This window comes from Pseudomonas sp. ME-P-057 (assembly GCF_030208975.1).
In the GTDB taxonomy this organism is placed as follows: domain Bacteria; phylum Pseudomonadota; class Gammaproteobacteria; order Pseudomonadales; family Pseudomonadaceae; genus Aquipseudomonas; species Aquipseudomonas lutea.
Map to the genome: position 1 here is coordinate 1 of NZ_JARVSX010000018.1, position 17,203 is coordinate 17,203.

Genomic DNA, 17,203 nt, shown 5'->3' on the forward strand with positions numbered 1-17,203 from the left:
GCAGAATTGAAGGTGCTGCGACTTGCCCCTTCCCGGCTGAAGCCGGTCCTACTGATACCGCGCGTATCCCCCCTGACACCGCGCGTATCCCTCTGACACTGCGCATATCCTTGTAGGACTGGCTTTAGCCGGGAAGACGTCGGGCGCTTCACCGCAACAACTCACTTACTCCGCTATCAACCAATCCATCTTCCAGTCGCCCTGGGTCTGACCGAGTTTTTTCGCCAGCCATGGCATCAACTCGCGCAGCTCTTCTTCCAGACCCCACGGCGGATTGGCGATCGCCAGGCCTGAGCCGTTCAGGCTATTGGGGGTGTCGAGCGGATGGACGAAAAGCTCGACGCGCAGCAGCTTCGGTGCGCCGGTTTCGGCCAGTTCCTGATAGAACCGCTTCAGCGCGCGCTGGTCCTTGACCGGATACCAGATGGCCCCGACGGTCTGGCGCATACGCGCAATGGTTTCTTTCAGGGCGACGGAGCAACGCTTCATCTCGTCGAGCTGCTCGAAAGGCGGATCGATCAACATAACTGCACGCTTCTCTTGCACCGGCAACAAGGCGCGGGGCACATGCCAGCCTTCCCCAAGGTGCACCGCGACACGGCGGTCGTACTTCATGTTGTCCTTGAGCAGTGCACCGTCTTCAGGATGTTTCTCGTTGAGCAGCACGCGGTCCTGCTCGCGGGTCAGGCGGCGGGCCAATTCGGGCGAGCCCGGGTAGTACCGCAATTCACCCGTCTTGCGATTCATCTGACGAATCGCATCGATGTAACCGGCCGCCATCTCAGGCACGTCGGCGGCATCCCACAGGCGGCCAATACCTTCGATCCACTCGCCGGTGCGCGTTGCCTGGTCTCCCTGCAAGTCATACAGACCGATACCTGCGTGGGTATCGAGATAGGCAAATGGCTGCTCCTTGCGCGACATGAGCGCGATCAAGCGAGTCAGAACAATGTGTTTGAAGACATCGGCGTGATTGCCGGCATGGAAGGCGTGACGGTAGTTCATGGCAGCTCCTGGAAGGCTGCGGAGTTTACCAAACCAGGCGTGCATTGGCAGACGCTTCATCAGGCGGCGCTCACCGCCGGGTGATTACTCGGTCAGCGGCTTCGTGGGATCTGCGTAAAGCTTCGCAATGTCCTGCGGCTGCGCGCCGCTTACCCCCGGCGCGCACGGGATCAGCGCCAGAGACTTATCAGTGGCAGCCAGACAGGCAGGATATCCATAGAAGTCAGCCCAGCGACTCACCACCTGATAACCACCGGCGGTGAGACGATGGAAGCTCCACTGACGCACTGTCGCAGGCGCGCCAGGGTGAGGATCGCAGTCAAGCAACAGGACGGCCGATTGCCCGGGCACACCGGTCAGGCACTTTGTTTCAAGATTCCCTGTGCGCTGGAGCCTGATCTGGTAAAAGCCGTTGCCAATGTCGATCACCTCCCATGAGCGCGGTGCATCCAGGGGTATAGCGCCAGGGTTGTCCAGTTCCGCGCTTGACGCTCGCATCACCCAGGCGGTTGCCAGCACAAACGCGCATGAGCCTGCAAGAGTTCGGCGCCGAAGTCCTCTTCGGTCTCCCGGTTTAAGACGTTGATCAATATCCATTGGTGATCTATCTCCCTGTACGTCCGCCCGGCAAAACATGTTGCTGGCTTCAGACTAGCGAGTCGACGCGCAACACCTGCGACTGTTTGGCGATAGCTGATCAAGCAAATCGCTATAAGGCTTGAGGGCTTGGCTTTCCTGCAGGCAAAAAAACCCGGTTAAGCCGTTACAAAACCGGGATGAGGCAGTTGCGCAGGCCAGAGGGGGACCAAGCCGTACCCTGCGCACTGTAGATGAAGCGATTATGCCGAGCGGACCAAACAACAACGTAGCCGAAAACGACACGGTGATATGCATGCCAGACATCGGCAGGGCCAGCACTTGCCGAGCTCACACCGCGCCACCAGAATCGGGGCATTCCCCTAAACGGAGTGTACGCCATGATGCATACAGACCTGATCGACCAGGACGACCTGATTAGCCAACTCAGAGGAATAGGCCTGGACGTGCCCTCCGGCATCAGCGCCGAGCAGGCGTGCGCCCACGCCGTGCGCGGTCTGAATGACGACCGCGCTCGGGCATTAAGGCAAATGGTGGAGAAAATGCTGAAGGGCGGTGCCACCATCCTCCCCGCCGTGCGCCAGGCAATCGATCAACAGCTGCTGCCCGCGCTGGCAACATTCAAACAAGGCCAGACAAAGGCCTGAGTCGACAGCGCACGGGGCTTTCTCTTACAGCGTCTTACAGCCGCACACTCGCAAACGTCGACTCGTTGCGCGCCTGGCTCAGAGCCGAAAGCGGGCCGGACAATGGCGCCATGACCAGTGATTGCGGAATAGGCAGCATTGCCACCTGTTGCGCAGTGTTGGAGCCGACGCGCTCATCCCGTGGCGGGATGCCGAAGTATTCGCGGTAGCACTTGGAAAAGTGCGGCGTGGACACGAAACCGCACACCGAGGCCACTTCGATGATCGACATCGGTGTTTGCTTGAGCAGCTGCCGCGCACGGATCAGGCGCAGCTTGAGGTAATACCGCGACGGCGAACAGTGCAGGTATTTCTGGAACAGCCGCTCCAGCTGGCGCCGGGATACCGCGACGTACACCGCGAGTTCGTCCAGGTCGATCGGCTCTTCCAGATTCGCCTCCATCAACGCGACGATTTCCTGCAACTTCGGCTGGTTGGTGCCAAGCATGTGTTTAAGCGGCACACGCTGGTGATCCTGCTCGTTGCGGATACGCTCATAGACAAACATTTCCGAGATAGCAGCCGACAACTCACGGCCATGATCGCGGCTGATCAGGTGCAGCATCATGTCCAGCGGTGCGGTGCCGCCGGAGCTGGTGAAACGGTTGCGGTCGAGGGTGAACAGGCGCGTGCTCATAGTGACGCGCGGAAACGCCTCCTGCATCGCAGCCAGACACTCCCAGTGCACGCTGCAATCGAAACCGTCCAGCAAACCCGCGCATGCCAGCGCCCAGCTGCCTGTGCACACCGCGCCAAGCCGACGGGATTGTCGCGCCTGGCTTTGCAGCCAGCTCACATGCTCACGGGTCACCGTCCGCTGAATGCCTACGCCGCCGCAGACGATCACAGTGTCCAGCACCGGCGCTTTGTGCATCGCGGCGTCCGGGGTGATCTGCAGGCCATCGCTGGCCCAGACCTGGCCGCCGTCGACGCTGAGGGTGGTCCAGCGATACAGCTCCCGGCCTGATAGTTGGTTCGCCATCCGCAGAGGCTCGACCGCTGACGCGAGGGAGATCAATGTGAAGTTGTCCAGCAGCAGAAAGCCGATGGATTGGGGCGCACGGTTCTGGGGTTGGGCCCCGGAGTTGAACGAAGTCATCACAATTTCTCCTCACGCGTAAAACGGTTGATGGCCCCAGCAAGAGGCTCTTGTTGTATCGCCCTCATCTGTGGAGAGCTGGGTGAGTGCAACGCAAATGCCATGCCTAAAGCTGAATGCGCGTTCAACAACTCTTGATTGCGACGTCGCGAAGCGTCTATTCAGGAGCGACAGGACAATTCAATTCGCGACTTCAGGACGGCTGAGCCGTAGACGTGGCGGGCGGGATGGGCAATTGCGTAGCACTTGTGTGAACGATAGCGTGACCGAGCGGTCACGGAGTGTCACCCGATGCACGGGGTGCTGGAATCCAGTGAGTCCGCCATTGGCTCGGATGGGCTGGGACTCGCTATCAGCGCCGGCGCGCCAAAACGTAGCGGTAGCTTCTCGGCGTGGGCGAAAAGCGGGCAGGCGGCGCGGCCTGGGCTGCCTTGCAGGAGGCGCTGGCGGCAGCAGATGGAGTCAGACAAAAGCCCTGTCACGAAGGACTCCGTGCGCGGGGCCCTGTGATCGGGCCGTCAGCACTCGACTGCGCTCACCGCCAGCCCGCCACGGGACGTCTCCTTGTACTTGTCGTGCATGTCCGCGCCGGTGTCGCGCATGGTGCGGATGACCCGATCCAGCGAAATGAAGTGCTGACCGTCACCACGCAACGCCATCTGCGCGGCATTGATGGCTTTGACGGCGGCAATCGCGTTGCGCTCGATGCACGGCACCTGGACCAGGCCACCGACCGGATCGCAAGTCAGGCCGAGGTTGTGCTCCAGACCAATCTCGGCGGCGTTGCACACTTGCTCCGGCGTCGCGCCCAGGATGTCTGCCAACCCCGCCGCCGCCATGGCACAGGCGGAACCGACCTCGCCCTGACAGCCCACCTCGGCGCCAGAGATCGACGCGTTCTTCTTGCACAGAATGCCGATCGATGCCGCGCCTAGCAGGTAGTCCACCACGTTGGCTTCGCTGACCTCGTCGCTGAACTTGACGAAGTAGTGCAGCACCGCCGGAATGATCCCCGCCGCGCCATTGGTGGGCGCGGTGACCATGCGTCCTCCGGCGGCGTTTTCCTCGTTGACGGCCAATGCAAACAGGTTAACCCACTCCATCGCGCTCAAGGTCGAGCCAATGACGTTCGGCTTGTTCAGCTCCTGCAGGCTGCGATGCAGACGCGCCGCGCGACGACGCACGTTCAGGCCGCCTGGCAAAATACCTTCGTGCTTCAACCCCAGCTCCACGCATGCCTGCATAGCCTTCCAGAGGCGCATGAGCCCGGCGCGAATCTCGTCTTCGCTGCGCCAGATCTTCTCGTTCTCCATCATCAACTGCGACACCCGCAAGCCATGCTTTTCGCAGAGCATCAGCAGTTCATCGGCGCTGGAGAAATCGTACGGCAGAACAGTCTCGTCGCGGTCCAGCACGCCGCTGGCAGCCTGCGCTTCATCGACAACGAAGCCGCCGCCCACCGAGTAATACGTGTCGCGATGAAGCTCGCCCTGTTCATCGAAAGCAACCAGCGTCATGGCATTGGGGTGGAAGGGAAGGTTCTCATCGATGAGCAGCATGTCGCGCTGCCACAGAAACGGCACCGGGTGATCGCCGTTGAGCTGCAGCGTGCCGGTTTCCCGCAGTTCAGCGATGCGCTGGCCGATCAGCCCTGGATCGATCGCATCAGGCCATTCGCCCATCAGACCCATGATGACCGCGCTATCGCTGCCATGCCCAACCCCGGTCGCAGACAACGAGCCATAGAGCTGAACTTCGATCCGCCCGACCCGCCCCAGTTGGTCACGTTCGCGCAGCCCTTGGGTAAACAAGGCAGCGGCGCGCATGGGGCCGACTGTGTGTGAGCTGGAGGGCCCGATACCGATCTTGAACAGGTCGAACACGCTGATAGCCATTAACCGCAAACCTCCCGCAAACAGGGTTCCCGGCGCGCCGCGCGGCCGGCGATGAAGCTGCTACGCTCAAGCAGCATTCCATCGAGATGGCGGCATCATCAGCCTTTTGTTTTGCAGGGCGACGTCTCACACCGACTCACCCATGCCCACCAACGTCGTGTCTGCGAACGCCGACGTGCAAGCGTGTTCGCAGCCGATTCCGGCACTTTTTGCCGTATCGTCACTCTGCTTTTGTCGCGGGAATCATTCGGCGAGCGGAGGAAAAACCTGTAAGCGACGTCACTGATGCTGGATACGACTCCCTGTGTACTGGATACGACGCCCCCTGTAGGCGTTTGTTTTTCCCTGTTACATGATCGTTGTCGACTCAATCGCCAGACGCAGTGATGGAGCTGTTTTTCAACTTGACTCGCCGACACCAGAAAACGCATCAGCTGCGGTTGATGCCGAGAAAAAAACACCAAAGGAGTCCGACATGAAAAATTCACACAGGCTGTTGCTGGGCGTTGCGCTGAGTCTTCCGATCCTGGCCCAGGCCGCTGAGCCCGCCGCCTGCCAAATGGTCAATTTTTCCGATGTGGGCTGGACCGACATCACGGCGACCACCGCCGTCACCAGCGTCGTGTTGCAGTCGCTGGGCTACAAAACCAAAACCACCATGATTTCGGTGCCCGTGACCTACAAGTCGCTGGCCGATGGCAAAAACATGGACGTTTTCCTCGGCAACTGGATGCCGACCATGGAAAACGACATCAAGGCCTATCGCGACGCCGGCACCGTCGAGACCGTGCGCGCCAACCTCGAAAACGCCAAGTACACCCTCGCCGTTCCCCAGGCCCTGTACGACAAAGGCCTTCACGACTTCGCCGACATCGTCAAATTCAAGAAAGAACTCGACGGCAAAATCTACGGCATCGAACCGGGCAACGATGGCAACCGCCTGATCCAGAGCATGATCGACAAAAACGCCTTTGGCCTAAAAGACGCAGGCTTCAAAGTCGTGGAATCGAGCGAAGCGGGCATGTTGTCCCAGGTTGACCGGGCGTCCCGGCGCAATACCGACGTGGTGTTCCTGGGCTGGGAACCGCACCCCATGAACACCCGCTTCAAAATCAAGTACCTGACTGGCGGCGATGACTACTTCGGCCCCGACTTCGGCAAAGCCACTGTCTACACCAACGTGCGCAAGGGCTATACCACCGAGTGCGCCAACGTTGGCCAGCTGCTGAAAAACCTGTCGTTCACCTTGCCGATGGAAAGCTCGCTGATGGGCAACATCCTCGACGATAAAATGAAGCCTGAAATCGCCGCCAAGGCGTGGCTGAAAAAGAACCCTCAAGTACTCGATACATGGCTGGCAGGTGTCACCACCGTGGACGGCAAACCTGGCCTGGAAGCCGCAAAAGCCGAGCTGACGAAGTAACTCGACAGGCAGGCGGGTAACGCCCGCCTGTTGTCCTTTTTTCATCCCGCACGCGGACAACCACTATCATGCTGACTGATCATAAAATCCCCTTGGGCCAGTACATCGCCGGCTTTGTCGAATGGCTGACGCAGCACGGCGCCAGCACCTTCGACGCCATCGCTTCGTCACTGGAAACCATGATCCACGGGCTCACCGGCGGCCTGACCTGGTTCAACCCCTTCGTGCTGATCGGCCTGGTTGCCTTGCTTGCGCACTTCATTCAACGCAAGTGGGGCCTGACCGCATTTGTCGTGATTTCCTTTTTGCTCATTCTCAATCTGGGCTACTGGCAAGAGACCATGGAGACCCTGGCGCAGGTTTTATTCGCCACGGCGGTCTGCGTGGTGATCGGCGTGCCGCTTGGCATCATTGCCGCGCACAAGCCGATGTTCTACACCTGCATGCGCCCCGTACTCGACCTGATGCAGACTGTTCCTACGTTCGTTTACCTGATCCCGACGCTCACCCTGTTCGGCCTCGGTGTGGTACCAGGCCTGATCTCGACGGTGGTGTTCGCGATTGCTGCACCTATACGCCTGACGTATCTGGGCATCTGCGACGTTCCCCAAGAACTTCTCGACGCCGGCAAGGCCTTCGGTTGTTCGCGCCGCCAGCTCCTGTCGCGCATCGAATTACCCCATGCCATGCCGAGCATCGCGGCCGGCATCACTCAGTGCATCATGCTGTCGCTGTCGATGGTGGTCATTGCCGCGCTGGTAGGCGCGGACGGCTTGGGCAAACCCGTGGTCAACGCACTGAACACCGCTGATATCGCACTGGGCTTCGAAGCGGGCCTGGCGATCGTATTACTGGCGATCATGCTCGACCGGATCTGCAAACAACCGGACGCTAAAGTGAGGGCTGACGCATGAGCATCATCAAATTCGATCAGGTTGACGTCGTCTTTTCCAAAGACCCGCGTGAGGCGCTCAAGCTGCTGGACCAAGGCCTCACGCGGCCAGAAATCCTCAAGAAAACCGGCCAGATCGTCGGCGTCGAAAAAGCCTCCCTGGAAATCAACAAAGGCGAAATCTGCGTGCTGATGGGCCTGTCGGGCTCGGGCAAATCGAGCCTGCTGCGTTGCATCAACGGGCTGAACACGGTCAGTCGTGGTTCGTTGTTCGTTGAGCACGAAGGCAAGCAGATCAACATTGCCGCCTGCACCCCTGCCGAGCTGAAGATGATGCGCACCAAACGCATCGCGATGGTGTTCCAGAAGTTTGCCCTGATGCCTTGGCTCACAGTGCGCGAGAACATCAGTTTTGGCCTGGAGATGCAGGGCCGGCCCGAGAAAGAGCGGCGTCAGCTGGTGGACGAAAAGCTTGAACTGGTGGGCTTGACGCAATGGCGCAACAAGAAGCCAGACGAGCTCTCGGGTGGCATGCAGCAGCGTGTGGGCCTGGCCCGCGCGCTGGCGATGGACGCCGACATTCTGCTGATGGATGAGCCTTTCTCCGCCCTCGATCCGCTGATCCGCCAAGGCCTGCAAGACGAGTTGCTGGCGCTGCAGAAGAAGCTCAACAAGACCATCGTGTTTGTGAGTCACGACCTGGACGAAGCGCTCAAGCTCGGCACCCGGATTGCGATCATGAAGGACGGCCGGATCATCCAGTACAGCGTACCGGAAGAGATTGTGTTGAACCCTGCCGATGAATACGTGCGCACGTTTGTTGCTCACACCAACCCGCTCAACGTGCTGTGCGGCCGCAGCCTCATGCGCCCGATCACCCAGTGCACGCGTATCAACGGCTCCCAGGTGTGTCTGGACCCAACCGACGACACGTGGATTGATCTGGCCGACGGCAACGCCATCACCGGTGCTCACCAGCATGGCGCGACCCTGGACCTGCAAAGTTGGGAACCCGGGCAGTCGGTCGATACCCTGGGCCGCAGACCTACCGTGGTTCATTCCGACATCGGCATGCGCGACGCCCTGCAGATCCGCTATCACACCGGCAACAAGCTGGTACTGCAGGAGAACAACCAACTGGTCGGGATCCTCGGCGACAGCGAGCTGTACCACGCACTGCTGGGCAAGAATCACGGCTGAGGCGGCGCCTGCACAGCGGGTTCGCCAGCAAGCCGGCTCCAACAGATTCGTGGCGAATGCTCATCGCGCGAAGGCACAACCTACTGTAGGAGTGAGCTTGCTCGCGATGGCTCAGACTCGCGTCGACCAGAGATTGCCGGAACACCAAAATCTGTAGGAGCGCGCTTGCCCGCGAAGGCGTCAGCAGGTTTAAAACAACGTTGCCTGACCCAATGCAATCGCGAGCAAGCTCACTCCCACAAGTAATCGCTTTGACACGTGATTAGGAGGCACTCCAGGTCGAATTTCGCACGCCCGTTCTTTTTTGTTGATTGAACGTTCAATTAAAAAGCTTTACAGTGGACGCCGTTTCCAGCCCTTCACACTTACCCGGCAAGTCCAGGAGGCTTCGCAAATGCCCAAGGTCGGTATGCAACCCATTCGGCGTCAACAGCTGATCCAGGCCACCCTTACGGCGGTCGATCAGGTCGGGATGGGCGATGCAAGCATTGCGCTGATCGCCAAACTGGCAGGGGTCTCCAACGGCATCATCAGTCACTATTTTCAGGACAAGAACGGCCTGATCGCAGCGACGATGCGGCACCTGATGAATGCGCTGATCGCCAGCGTTGCCGAACGGCGACGGGCGTTGAACGACGACAGTCCACGGGCTCACCTGAAAGTGATCATCGAAGGCAACTTCGATTCCAGTCAGGTCAATGGCCCGGCCATGAAAACCTGGCTCGCCTTCTGGGCAACCAGCATGCATTCGCCCTCGCTGCACAGGCTGCAGCGGATCAACGATCACCGCCTGTATTCCAACCTCTGCTGTCAGTTCCGCCGCGCACTCCCACTGGAGGACGCGCGCAGCGCCGCCAGAGGACTTGCGGCATTGATCGACGGCTTATGGCTGCGTGGCGCGCTCTCCGGGGACGCCTTCGATACCGAGCAGGCGCAGCGGATCGCCTACGAATACATGGACCTGCAATTGGCAAAAGCGCCGAGCTGAAGCAGCCGGCACCACGATCCAGGCCGCGCACAGCGCACTTGATCGTTACCCATCACAGACTATCGCGAGGACTCTATGGCCCGTTTCGAATTGCAAAAACTCTACATTGACGGCGGCTATGTCGACGCCAGCAGCAACGCGACCTTCGAAGCCATTAACCCGGCCAATGGCGAAGTCCTGGCCGAGGTTCAGCGCGCCACCCGGGAAGACGTTGAACGCGCTGTTGTCAGCGCCGAAAAGGGCCAGAAAATCTGGGCCGCCATGACCGCCATGGAGCGTTCCCGGATTCTGCGTCGCGCCGTCGACATCCTGCGCGAGCGCAACGATGAGCTGGCCGAACTGGAAACCCTGGACACCGGCAAAGCGCTCTCCGAGACCAAATACGTCGACATCGTCACGGGCGCCGACGTGCTGGAGTACTACGCCGGTCTGGTACCTGCCATCGAGGGCGAGCAGATTCCGCTGCGCGACACCTCCTTCGTCTACACCCGCCGCGAGCCTTTGGGCGTCACGGTCGGCATCGGCGCGTGGAACTACCCCATCCAGATCGCCCTGTGGAAGTCCGCCCCTGCGCTGGCAGCCGGTAACGCGATGATCTTCAAGCCAAGCGAAGTAACGTCGTTGACCACGCTCAAACTGGCCGAAATCTACACCGAAGCCGGTGTACCGGACGGCGTGTTCAACGTGCTGACCGGCGCAGGCAGCGAGGTTGGCAGCTGGCTGACCGAGCACCCGCGCATCGAGAAGATTTCCTTCACCGGTGGCGTAGCGACCGGCAAGAAAGTCATGGCCAGTGCGTCGAGTTCGTCGCTCAAGGAAGTGACCATGGAGCTGGGCGGCAAGTCGCCGCTGATCATCTTTGACGACGCTGATCTGGATCGTGCCGCCGACATTGCGATGATGGCCAACTTCTACAGTTCGGGTCAGGTCTGCACCAACGGCACTCGCGTGTTCGTGCCGAATGCGCTGAAGACTGCCTTCGAGGCGAAAATCCTTGAGCGCGTCAAACGCATCCGCGTCGGCAACCCGCAGGACGATGCCACCAACTTCGGTCCGCTGGTGAGCTTCGCGCACATGGAGAGCGTCCTTGGCTACATCAACAAGGGCAAGGAAGAAGGCGCACGCCTGCTGATCGGCGGTGACCGCCTGACCGAGGGCGAGCTGGCCAAAGGCGCTTTCGTTGCGCCGACGGTGTTCACCGATTGCACCGATGACATGACCATCGTCAAAGAAGAAATCTTCGGCCCGGTCATGAGCATTCTCGGCTACGACACCGAGGAAGAAGTGGTTCGCCGTGCCAACGACACCGAGATGGGCCTAGCCGCCGGCATCGTGACCAAAGACCTGAACCGCGCGCACCGAGTGATTCACCAGCTCGAAGCCGGTATCTGCTGGATCAACGCGTGGGGCGAATCCGACGCGAAAATGCCGGTGGGTGGCTACAAGCAGTCCGGCGTGGGCCGCGAAAACGGCATCAGCTCACTGGCTCAGTACACACGCATCAAGTCCGTTCAGGTCGAGCTGGGCGATTACGCGTCGGTGTTCTGATCCTGCGCTAGCCCTTGTAGGAGCGCGCTTGCCCGCGAACGCGTCAGGTCATTCAACTTTGCAGGACCTGACCCATCGCGTTCGCCAGCAAGCCGGCTCCTACAGGCCGTGATCCATATACATCCGCTCCATATCTGACACATCCCAAAGAGGGAGCATTTCAATGTCCCAAGAATTCGACTACATCATCATCGGCGCCGGCTCGGCCGGTAACACCCTGGCAGCCCGCCTCACCGAAGACGCGGGCGTCACCGTCCTGCTGCTCGAAGCCGGCGGCCCGGATTACCGCGCCGACTTCCGCACGCAAATGCCCGCCGCGCTTGCCTTCCCGCTGCAAGGTCGCCGCTACAACTGGGCATACGAAACCGAGCCGGAACCGCACATGAACAATCGCCGCATGGAGTGCGGTCGCGGCAAGGGCCTGGGTGGCTCGTCGCTGATCAACGGCATGTGCTACATCCGCGGCAACGCCATGGATTATGACGGCTGGGCTAAAAATCCAGGGCTGGAAGACTGGTCCTATCTCGACTGCCTGCCGTACTTCCGCAAGGCCGAAACCCGCGACATCGGCCCCAACGACTACCACGGTGGCGAAGGCCCGGTCAGTGTGACTACGCCGAAAGCAGGCAATAACCCGCTGTTCGCTGCAATGGTTGAAGCAGGTGTGCAAGCCGGTTATCCGCGCACTGACGACCTCAACGGTTATCAGCAGGAAGGTTTCGGCCCGATGGACCGCACCGTCACCCCGTTCGGCCGTCGTGCCAGCACGGCACGTGGCTACCTGGACGAAGCGAAGAAGCGCACCACCCTGACCATCGTCACCCATGCGCTGACCGACCGGATCCTGTTCGATAACAAGCGTGCTGTTGGCGTGGCCTACATGGTCGGCGACAGCGACACGCGCATCGAAGCCCGCGCTCGTAAGGAAGTCTTGCTGTGTGGTGGCGCAATCGCTTCGCCGCAGATTCTGCAGCGTTCCGGCGTCGGCCCTGCGCCGCTGCTGAAGAAGCTCGACATTCCGGTTGTGCATGATTTGCCCGGCGTGGGCGAAAACCTGCAGGACCACCTGGAAATGTATTTGCAGTACGCCTGCAAAGAGCCGGTATCGCTGTATCCGTCGTTGCTGTGGTGGAACCAGCCGGCCATCGGTGCAGAGTGGATGTTCCTCGGCAAAGGGATCGGCGCCAGCAACCAGTTCGAGGCGGGCGGCTTCATTCGTTCGCGCAAGGAATTCGAGTGGCCGAACATTCAGTATCACTTCCTGCCAGTGGCGATTAACTACAACGGCAGCAAGGGCGTTCAGGAACACGGCTTCCAGGCGCACGTGGGTTCCATGCGTTCGCCTAGCCGTGGTCGCGTGCAGCTGAAATCGAAGAACCCGCGCGAGTATCCGAGCATCCTCTTCAACTACATGGCGTCGGAGCAGGACTGGCAGGAGTTCCGCGATGGTATTCGCCTGACCCGCGAAATCATGCAGCAGCCGGCACTTGACCAATATCGCGGCCGCGAAATCAGCCCGGGCATCGATGTGCAGTCCGACGAGCAGTTGGACACGTTTATCCGTGAGCACGCCGAGACCGCATATCACCCGTCCTGCTCCTGCAAAATGGGCACCGACGAGATGGCGGTAGTGGATGGCCAGGGTCGCGTCCATGGCATGGAAGGGCTGCGTGTGGTGGATGCGTCGATCATGCCGCTGATCACCACGGGCAACCTTAATGCGCCGACGATCATGATGGCTGAAAAGATCGCCGACAAAATCCGCGGCCGCAATCCGCTGCCCCGCAGCAACGCCGATTACTATGTAGCGGGCGATGCCCCGGTGCGCGGCAAGCCGATGCGTGAAGTGGGTCCGTTGGCGCAGTAACCCGCCGGGTCTTCCAGGCCGGGCGTGGTAACCCGCGCAACTCATTTGTATTGCACGGCAGGCAGCGCAAAACGTGCAGGAGCGCGCTTGCCCGCGATTGCGCTGTGTCAGTCACCTGAAATGGCCCAGACAGATCGCGTTCGCGGGCAAGCGCGCTCCTACAATGCCGGCGGGACCAAGCCCTTGGGTACGGCCCCGATCGGCAGCGCCGCCCCTTGCGCATTCCCGGCTAAAGCCGGTCCCACAATCCGCGCCCGGTGGTTCAGTGGGACCGGCTTCAGCCGAGACGAGGCCATTGGATACACCCTCGATTCCGCGGTGTGGCACCTGCCGCTTTCCCGGCTATAGCCGGTCCCACAATCCGCGCGCGGTGTGTCAGTGGGACCGGCTTCAGCCGGGAAGAGGCCATTGGGTACACCCTCGATTCTGCGGTGTGGCGCCTTTGCGCATTCCCGGCTAGAGCCGGTCCCACAGTGCGGACGCGGTGTTTCAGTGGGATCGGCTTCAGCCGGGAAGAGGCCATTGGGTACACCCTCGATTCTGCGGTGTGGCACCTGCCGCTTTCCCGGCTATAGCCGATCCCACAATTCGCACGCGGTGTTTCAGTGGGACCGGCTTCAGCCGGGAAGAGGCCATTGGGTACACCCTCGATTCTGCGGTGTGGCGCCTTTGCGCATTCCCGGCTAAAGCCGGTCCCACAGTGCGGACGCGGTGGTTCAGTGGGACCGGCTTCAGCCGGAAAGAGGCCATTGGGTACACCCTCGATTCTGCGGTGTGCCACCTGCCGCTTTCCCGGCTAAACCCGGTCCCACAATTCGCACGCGGTGTTTTAGTGGGACCGGCTTCAGCCGGGAAGAGGCCAGGCGGTACATCCTCGATTCTCCGGCGTGGCACCTAGCGCATTCCCGGCTAAAGCCGGTCCCCAGTGCGGACGTGGTGTTTCAGTGGGACCGGCTTCAGCCGGGAAGAGGCCATTGGGTACACACTCGATTCTGCGGTGTGGCACCTGCCGCTTTCCCGGCTATAGCCGATCCCACAATTCGCACGCGGTTTCACAATGGTTGCGCGGTTTGTCCGCGTTGCTCTTCCTCCCCCGCCGCAGCGGACATCCGCGCTATGATTCAGGCCATTGCCTGCCCGAGTCATCAAGGAGCCTTCCTGCATGTTCGACTTCTCCGCTCAGCTCAAGCAACGGTTCGCCGCCCTGCAGAGCAGCGCACCGTTTTTCTCACTGCGTTACGTCAAACAAACCAGCCAGCATTTGTCGGTGCGCAAGAATGTCGCCGAACCGCCGCAACTGAGTATCGACGAAGGCGCGATGCTCACGGTGCGCATCAATGGCGTTGAAGCCTACGCGGCCACTAATGACATCTCCCAGCGCGGGCTTCAGACGGCACTGGAACAGGCCGAGGTTCAGGCGCGACGCCTGGCCCCGCATTCGCTTCTGGACCTGAGCGAACAGGCCGTGGCCACTGCGCGCGCCGATTACCTCTCCCCTAACCTGCACACTGCCTTTCCGTCGCTCAGCGAATGCTACGCGTTGCTCAATGCCGAATCGGCGTCCGTGCCCAAGGACGAGCGGCTGGTGAACTGGCAGGTCGGGCTGGGGCTGGAAAACGTCGAGCAGATCTACCTCAACAATGTCGGCGCCGAAATTCGTCAGGCCCAGCGGTTTGTATTTCCCGGTCTGACCGTCACGGCCTATGACGGACAAGACAGCCAGACCCGCAGCCTGGGCCGCGAGAACTTCGGCCAGCAAGGCGGTGCGGAGGTGCTTGCTTCGTGCGGAATCATCGGCGCGGCCGTCAACGTCGCCGATCAGGCGCTGCAATTGGTCATGGCGCCCAACACACCCACTGGCGCGCGCGACCTGTTGCTGACGCCTGACCAGATGACCCTGCAGATCCACGAATCCATCGGTCATCCGCTGGAACTGGACCGCATTCTGGGTGATGAGCGCAATTACGCCGGCACCAGCTTCGTCAAGGCCAGCGATTTTGGCAGCCTGCAATACGGCTCAAGCCTGCTCAACGTGACGTTCGATCCCGATATCCCCGAGCAACTGGCGAGCTATGGCTACGACGACGATGGTACGGCCGCGAGCAAGCAGTTCCTGATCAAGGACGGCGTGCTGGTGAGGCCGCTCGGAGGTGCCCTGTCGCAGTACCGCAGCGGTATGGAAGGCGTAGCAAACAGCCGCGCATCCAGTTGGAACCGCGCACCCATTGACCGCATGGCCAACCTCAACATCGAGCCGGGCGACAAGTCGATGGCGCAGCTCATCGGCGGTATCGAAAACGGCATCCTCATGAGCACCAACCGCTCATGGTCGATCGACGACGCGCGCAACAAATTTCAGTTCGGCTGCGAATGGGGGCAATTGATCGAGAACGGCGAGCTCAAGGGCGTGGTGAAAAACCCGAACTACCGGGCCATTTCCGCTCAGTTCTGGCGCAACCTCAGCGCGGTCGGGGATGCCAGTACCTTCAAAGTGCTGGGCACGCCCAACTGCGGCAAAGGCGAACCCAATCAAGTGATCCGCGTTGGGCATGCCTCGCCCGCTTGCGTGTTCTCAAGCGTTGACGTTTTCGGAGGTGACGCATGATGTCCCATCAGGCGCAATTCAAGGCACTGGCGGCGTGGCTGCAAGGTGCAGTCACGTCCGAAGAACGGTACACGCTCGGCTACGACGCTGAAGAATCGGACTTTATCCGCTTCAACCACGCCAAAGTGCGTCAGGCCGGCCACGTCCAGCAGGCCAGCGTGAACTTCAAGCTGATCGCTGAAGGACGCCATGCCAACCTGAACCTCACGCTGTCGGGCGACGGAGAGGTTGACCAGCAGCGCCTGAGCCAAGCCCTGCTACAGCTGCGCGAGACGCTGACGTTACTGCCAGAAGATCCTTACTTACAGCTGAACGACGAGGCCTGGCAGAGCAGCAACGTGCAGGAAACGCCGTTGCCGGACAGTGCGCAGGTGGTTCAGCAGATCGCTCAATTGGGCGAGGGGCTGGATCTGGTCGGCATCTACGCCGCCGGGCCTATTTATCGCGGCTTTGCCAGCTCAAGCGGCGCGCTGGGCTGGCATCAAGCCAACAGCTTCAATTTCGACTGGAGCCTGTTTCACGAGAACGGCCAAGCGGTCAAAGCCAACTATGCCGGACACACGTGGAGCGACGACGGCTTCGCACGACGTTTTGCGCTGGCCCGTGAGCAACTGGCATTTCTGGGGCGGCCGGCACATGTCCTTGCACCCGGTCAGTACCGCGCGTATCTGGCGCCCGCAGCGCTGGAAGAAGTCATGGGCATGCTGTGCTGGGGTGGGTTCTCGGCGCAGTCGCTCGCCGACAAAACCAGCCCCCTTCAGCGGCTCTACGATGGACAGGCTTCGCTGAGCCCACTGGTAAGCCTTAAGGAGCAAGTCAGCGGCTCGTTGTCGCCCGCGTTTTCCGGCGAGGGTTATCCGCGCGTGGACCTGTCTCTGGTGGCCAACGGCGCTGCCCAGGATCGAATGATCGACTCACGCAGCGCCGCGGAGTACGGCCTGGTGGCCAACGGCGCGGGCTGGGGGGAGTCTCCGAGCGCGCTGAGCATGGACGGCGGCTCGCTTGAACTGGACAGCGTGTTGAAGGCGTTGGGCACAGGCCTGTACATCAGCAACCTGTGGTACCTGAATTTTTCAGACCGCACCGCCGGGCGCATTACCGGGATGACCCGCTTCGCCACGTTCTGGGTTGAAGACGGCAAAATCATTGCGCCGGTCAACACCATGCGCTTCGACGACAGCATTTTCAGCCTGCTGGGCACGGCGCTGGAGCAACTGACCTGCGAAAGGGAACTCCTGCTGTCCACAAGTACCTACAGTCAGCGCCAGACAGCCTCGTGCCTGCTGCCCGGCGCATTGCTGAGTGCGTTGACGCTGACCCTGTAAGGCAGACATCGATCCGTAGGAGCCGGCTTGCTGGCGAATGCAGTCTGTCAGTCACCTCTGGGAGAATGACATG

General features: G+C 60.8%; 13 protein-coding genes. 9 read left to right on the forward strand and 4 right to left on the reverse strand.

Translation table 11 applies throughout. The features are described from left to right. Window positions 1–165 precede the first annotated feature (165 nt). Window positions 166–1,005: a 23S rRNA (adenine(2030)-N(6))-methyltransferase RlmJ gene (locus tag QRN48_RS09160; protein ID WP_285350179.1), complete on the reverse strand. Its 840-nt coding sequence runs from the start codon at window positions 1,003–1,005 to the stop codon at window positions 166–168. A gap of 84 nt (window positions 1,006–1,089) precedes the next feature. Beyond that, complete coding sequence (locus QRN48_RS09165) at window positions 1,090–1,503, reverse strand: RICIN domain-containing protein (RefSeq protein ID WP_285350180.1); 414 nt, start codon at window positions 1,501–1,503, stop codon at window positions 1,090–1,092. A 479-nt stretch (window positions 1,504–1,982) separates the two neighbouring features. On the opposite strand from QRN48_RS09165, the gene QRN48_RS09170 reads away from it, so the two are divergent. After that, a complete protein-coding gene (locus QRN48_RS09170; RefSeq protein ID WP_191942687.1) occupies window positions 1,983–2,249 on the forward strand; it encodes a hypothetical protein in 267 nt (88 codons plus the stop codon). A 34-nt stretch (window positions 2,250–2,283) separates the two neighbouring features. Here QRN48_RS09170 and gbdR read toward each other — a convergent pair whose 3' ends face one another. Both gbdR and QRN48_RS09180 read right to left on the reverse strand, forming a co-directional pair. Next, the gene (gbdR, locus tag QRN48_RS09175; protein WP_037015915.1) at window positions 2,284–3,387 is read right to left on the reverse strand and encodes a choline metabolism transcriptional regulator GbdR; all 1,104 of its coding nucleotides are present in this window, start codon (window positions 3,385–3,387) and stop codon (window positions 2,284–2,286) included. A 518-nt stretch (window positions 3,388–3,905) separates the two neighbouring features. Next, window positions 3,906–5,282, reverse strand: a complete 1,377-nt coding sequence (locus QRN48_RS09180; protein WP_037015920.1) for an L-serine ammonia-lyase — start codon at window positions 5,280–5,282, stop codon at window positions 3,906–3,908. 475 nt (window positions 5,283–5,757) lie between these two features. Here QRN48_RS09180 and QRN48_RS09185 point away from each other — a divergent pair, with 475 nt between their 5' ends. The 8 genes from QRN48_RS09185 to QRN48_RS09220 all read left to right on the forward strand — a co-directional run bounded on the left by QRN48_RS09185 (window position 5,758) and on the right by QRN48_RS09220 (window position 17,130). Then, the gene (locus QRN48_RS09185) at window positions 5,758–6,705 is read left to right on the forward strand and encodes a choline ABC transporter substrate-binding protein (RefSeq protein WP_285350183.1); all 948 of its coding nucleotides are present in this window, start codon (window positions 5,758–5,760) and stop codon (window positions 6,703–6,705) included. A 65-nt stretch (window positions 6,706–6,770) separates the two neighbouring features. Then, entirely contained in the window at window positions 6,771–7,619 is an 849-nt protein-coding gene (choW, locus tag QRN48_RS09190) for a choline ABC transporter permease subunit (protein WP_191943081.1), read from the forward strand. Further along, a complete protein-coding gene (choV, locus tag QRN48_RS09195; RefSeq protein ID WP_037015927.1) occupies window positions 7,616–8,797 on the forward strand; it encodes a choline ABC transporter ATP-binding protein in 1,182 nt (393 codons plus the stop codon). The genes choW and choV overlap by 4 nt, the downstream gene beginning before the upstream one ends. Before the next feature lie 394 nt (window positions 8,798–9,191). After that, window positions 9,192–9,785, forward strand: a complete 594-nt coding sequence (betI, locus tag QRN48_RS09200) for a transcriptional regulator BetI (protein WP_037015929.1) — start codon at window positions 9,192–9,194, stop codon at window positions 9,783–9,785. A gap of 75 nt (window positions 9,786–9,860) precedes the next feature. Continuing rightward, a complete protein-coding gene (gene betB / locus QRN48_RS09205) occupies window positions 9,861–11,333 on the forward strand; it encodes a betaine-aldehyde dehydrogenase (RefSeq protein WP_037015931.1) in 1,473 nt (490 codons plus the stop codon). 163 nt (window positions 11,334–11,496) lie between these two features. Beyond that, window positions 11,497–13,200: a choline dehydrogenase gene (betA, locus tag QRN48_RS09210; protein ID WP_191942684.1), complete on the forward strand. Its 1,704-nt coding sequence runs from the start codon at window positions 11,497–11,499 to the stop codon at window positions 13,198–13,200. Window positions 13,201–14,362: 1,162 nt separating this feature from the next. Continuing rightward, window positions 14,363–15,805, forward strand: coding sequence for a TldD/PmbA family protein (locus QRN48_RS09215; RefSeq protein WP_191942683.1), 1,443 nt, complete (start codon window positions 14,363–14,365; stop codon window positions 15,803–15,805). Beyond that, window positions 15,805–17,130: a TldD/PmbA family protein gene (locus QRN48_RS09220; RefSeq protein WP_191943080.1), complete on the forward strand. Its 1,326-nt coding sequence runs from the start codon at window positions 15,805–15,807 to the stop codon at window positions 17,128–17,130. The genes QRN48_RS09215 and QRN48_RS09220 overlap by 1 nt, the downstream gene beginning before the upstream one ends. The last annotated feature ends 73 nt before the right edge of the window (window positions 17,131–17,203 follow it).